Origin of the sequence: Photobacterium sp. BZF1 (assembly GCF_014349205.1) — a bacterium.
Lineage (GTDB): Bacteria > Pseudomonadota > Gammaproteobacteria > Enterobacterales > Vibrionaceae > Photobacterium.
The window spans coordinates 1-4,337 of the sequence record NZ_JACSOF010000258.1 but is presented as its reverse complement, the minus strand read 5'-3'; the positions used below and the strand labels follow the sequence as shown (position 1 = coordinate 4,337).

The 4,337-nt window shown below is 47.0% G+C and carries 2 protein-coding genes; both read left to right on the top strand.

The annotated features are described in order from the left end of the window. Nucleotides 1–128 precede the first annotated feature (128 nt). Nucleotides 129–887: a Nif3-like dinuclear metal center hexameric protein gene (locus tag BIZ37_RS29590; protein WP_187464591.1), complete on the top strand. Its 759-nt coding sequence runs from the start codon at nucleotides 129–131 to the stop codon at nucleotides 885–887. Between the two features lie 449 nt (nucleotides 888–1,336). Next, a complete protein-coding gene (locus BIZ37_RS29585; RefSeq protein ID WP_187464590.1) occupies nucleotides 1,337–4,090 on the top strand; it encodes a cation-translocating P-type ATPase in 2,754 nt (917 codons plus the stop codon). Nucleotides 4,091–4,337: the final 247 nt, after the last annotated feature.

Sequence of the window (4,337 nt, the reverse complement as noted above, 5' to 3'; positions counted from 1 at the left end):
AGCTGCCGGCCGGCAGCTTTTTTGTCGGTACGATATATCATCAGCCCTGATGGTAGGGAGTAGGAAAAGGTCAACAGTTCCTTGCCTTTGGGTATAGAATATCGCTATCGAGGTGAAGGAAAAAGACGATGAACAATATCCAACTAGAGTCAGTGCTAAACGAGCTGCTGAGTCCCCATCAAATCAAAGATTACTGCCCGAATGGTTTGCAGGTTGAGGGTAAGCCTGAAGTTAAAAAGATCATTACAGGGGTTACTGCCAGCCAGGCATTGATTGACCGGGCTATCGAAGAGCAAGCCGATGCGCTGCTGGTCCACCATGGTTACTTCTGGAAGGGGGAGCCTGCAGAAATTCGCGGCATGAAATATCGTCGCATCAAAGCGCTTATCGAGAATGGTATCAACTTGTATGCTTACCACCTGCCGCTGGATGTTCACCCAACGTTAGGTAACAACGCAAAACTGGCTGAACTGCTGGATATTGAAGTGCTAGGAGGCTTGGAAGAGGGTAACCCTAATTCTGTCGCGATTTATGGCCAGCTCGCTCAACCTTTAAGTGGTGAAGAACTCGCGGCAAGGCTATCAATTACCTTACACCGTGAACCGTTGCATATTGGCGATAATGCGCCAAAGGAAATTAAAACCTTGGGATGGTGTACTGGTGGCGGCCAGGACTTTATAGAACTAGCCGCTAATAAAGGTTTGGATGCTTTTATTTCTGGAGAAATTTCCGAAAGAACAGTTCATATTTCCCGAGAATTAGGTATTCATTATTTTAGTGCTGGTCATCATGCAACTGAGCGTTATGGAATAAAATCATTAGGTGAGTATTTAGCCGATAAACATAATTTCGACGTTAATTTTATCGATATAGATAATCCGGTTTAACGGTTTTTTAACTAAAACAGAGGCATAAAAAGGCTTAATGCGAGCGCATTAAGCCTTTTATTTTGTGTTGTAAAATTTCATATTTCGATATTTCGGAGGTATTAATTCTGTTAGAACTGGGTCTAATTCATACTTTGTTTCAACTTTATGACTAATTTTATGCCATATTCGGTCAAAATCTTGATAATTGTCAAAGATCCATCCTGAACTATGGTATGGCCCTACGAAATATAATTACAACCCACCATTTTTTCGGTTAATTTAAATTTACTCGTTTAAATGAACTCGAATGCTTTATTCAGAAAGTATTCAGGGATGTGAAAAAAATTAATTGGCACGATGCCTTTAATAACGAGTTTTAAATTACTTTGACCTATTCAGCGAATGCTTTTTATCAGTTTGAAATTGTACTGATGTCGACTGAATGTATTTAATTGGAGATTCCCCCCATGACTAAAAAATGGTTTACCGAAACGGTTGCCAGTACTGTGTCCAATTTGGGTACGTCAACCGAGAATGGTTTATCTTCTGAGGAAGTGAAAAAGCGCCAGGAGCAGTTCGGCTCCAATGAACTGCAAGAACAGGCCGGTAAGTCGGTACTGGAGTTGCTAGCGCATCAATTCAAGAACCCACTGATCTTCATCCTAGGGGTCGGTGCAATTGTTTCCTTCTTCACTGGTCACTTGATTGATGCCGTTGCTATCGGCGTAATCATTGTCATCAACGTGCTGATTGCTTTCTGGCAGGAATTCAAAGCCCAGAAAGGTATGGAAGCACTGCGCGACATGGCTGCCCCTATGGCGCAGGTCCGTCGTAACGGTGAATGGGTCGATATCCCAGCCCGTGAAATTGTTCCGGGTGATGTATTGAAAATCAGCACCGGTGACATTCTGGCTGCTGATGTTCGTATTATCGAAGCCAACCGTCTGTCTATCGACGAAGCGGCACTGACCGGTGAGTCAGAGCCTGTAGACAAGACATCTGATGCGCTGGAAGACGGCAATATCGGTCTTGGCGATCAGAAAAACATGGGCTTTATGACCACTATGGTAACTTCAGGTACTGGCCTGGGTATCGTTGTGGGTACTGGTATGCAGACTGAAGTTGGCCACATCGCTGACATGATGGCGAATACCGAAGAAACCAAGACACCAATGCAAGAGCGTATGGACTTGATTGCCAAATCGCTAATGATCGTTGCATTGGGTGTTGTAGCTGTAGTGTGTGTTATCGGTCTATACCACGGCATGCCATGGCTGGAAATCCTGAACACAGGTATCTCACTGTCAGTTGCCGCTATTCCTGAAGGTCTACCAACAGTTGTAACTATCGTACTGACCATGGGTTCAACCCGTATGGTTAAGAGCAATGCACTGGCTAAGCAGCTTGCTGCAATCGAGACCCTAGGTTCAACTACCGTTATCTGTTCAGACAAGACAGGTACCCTGACCCAGAACCAGATGCAGGTTATGAAAGCCTACGATGCATCAGGCCGTAACTGGGAAGTAAGCGGTAAAGGCTTCTCTCCTGAAGGTGAGTTCAAGCCGCTAGCACACGGCACAGACGTAAAAGACAGCCCTGAGATGATGAAAGGCCTGGTTGTTGCGACACTGTGTAATGATTCAGAATATATCCAAGACGGCGACAAGTCTTCTGTACGCGGTAACCCAACCGAAGGTGCACTGATTGTTGCTGCAGCCAAAGCTGGTCTACAGCAGGCTGAAATGCTGTCAACCGGTGGCTACTCAATCGTTGAGAAGTTCCCGTTCGACTCTGCACGTAAGATGGCTTCGGTTATCGTAAAAGACCCACAGGGTAAGCACTTCCTAGCTATCAAGGGTGCGCCGGATGTGGTACTACGCAATGCATCAGGCTTTATGGTTAACGGCGATGTTGTGGCTTACCAGCCAGCAACGACGGAAGGTAACCTAGCGGTTGCTGCCAACCCTGCAGAAGAGATGGTTGCGAACTACGAAGCGGCTATCCAGGACTTTGCCGAGCAGGCACTACGTACCCTTGCTGTAGGTTTCCGCGAACTATCTGAGGATGACCTTAAGCGCGATCATACTGAACTAGAGCAGGATGTCACTATCCTTGGCCTATACGGCATCATGGATCCACCACGTCCAGAAGTACGTGCAGCGGTAGACAGCTGTTACGATGCGGGTGTTCGTACTGTAATGATCACTGGTGACCACGCTCTGACAGCAGCAGCTATCGCTCGTGACATCGGTATTATCCGCAGCGAAGAAGACCTAGTGGTAACAGGTAGCCAGCTAGATGACATGGACGATGAAGAACTACGTCGTATCTGTCCTAACGTTGCCGTATTCGCCCGTGTAACACCAGAGCACAAGCTACGTATCGTACAGGCTCAGCAGTACAACAACGAAGTTGCTGCAATGACAGGTGACGGTGTGAACGATGCACCAGCACTACGCCGCGCAGACATCGGTGTCGCCATGGGTATCACAGGTACTTCGGTTGCTAAAGATTCAGGTGACCTGATCCTGCTGGATGATAACTTCAGCACTATCGTTAAAGCGGTACGTCAGGGCCGTCAGATCTTCGACAACCTGCGTAAGTTCATCCGTCAGGCACTGACTGCTAACGTAGGTGAAGTATCGGTTATCCTGTTTGCCTTCTTGTTCATGGGTCCAGAAGTTGCTTTGCCGCTGACGCCGCTAATGATCCTATGGATTAACTTGGTATCGGATGGTCTGCCAGCACTGGCACTAGGTGTTGACCCAGAAGAGAAAGACCTGATGGAGCGTAAACCGCGTAAGCGTAACGAGAGCTTCTTCAGCGATCACCTAGGTACCCGTATTATTATCCGTGGTCTAGCACAGGGTGGTATGAGCTTCCTGGCATTCAACTGGGCAATGAACGCTGGCCTAAGCGCGAACTACGCACAGACAATGGCCTTTGCAATGCTAGTATTCTGTCAGCTATGGCACATCTTTGATTCACGTACGTTCAGCACGCTGTTCCGCAAGAACCCATTCACCAACAAATCTCTGTTGGGTGCGGTAGCGCTGTCTGCATCACTGTCTCTAGGTGTGATTTACACAGGTGTTGGCCAGTTCATCTTCAGCACTGAAGGTCTGTCAGCTGGTCACCTAATCACTGTGTTCCTAGCAGCATCTCTTCCAACGCTGGTTCTGTCTGGCCTGAAAGAAGTGACCAAAATCAAGTTCGTATAATCACATACAGCTGATAATTCGTTAAATACAAAGGGCCTTCGGGCCCTTTTGTTGTTTTAAGAGCAGGTCCTAGGAAAAGCGGGCCCTCGGACCTAGGAAAAGCAAAAGAAAAAGAAAAAGCTTGATAGTTATTGAGTGTGTTGTGAATGCTGCCTGCAGAACCACAGAACCACAGAACCACAGAACCACAGAACCACAGAACCACAGAACCACAGAACCACAGAACCACAGAACCACAGAACCACAG

What these genes read in the sequence shown, in the direction of transcription:
- BIZ37_RS29590 (WP_187464591.1), top strand. Translation starts at nt 129, where the DNA reads ATGAACAATATCCAACTAGAGTCAGTGCTAAACGAGCTGCTGAGTCCC.
- BIZ37_RS29585 (WP_187464590.1), top strand. Translation starts at nt 1,337, where the DNA reads ATGACTAAAAAATGGTTTACCGAAACGGTTGCCAGTACTGTGTCCAAT.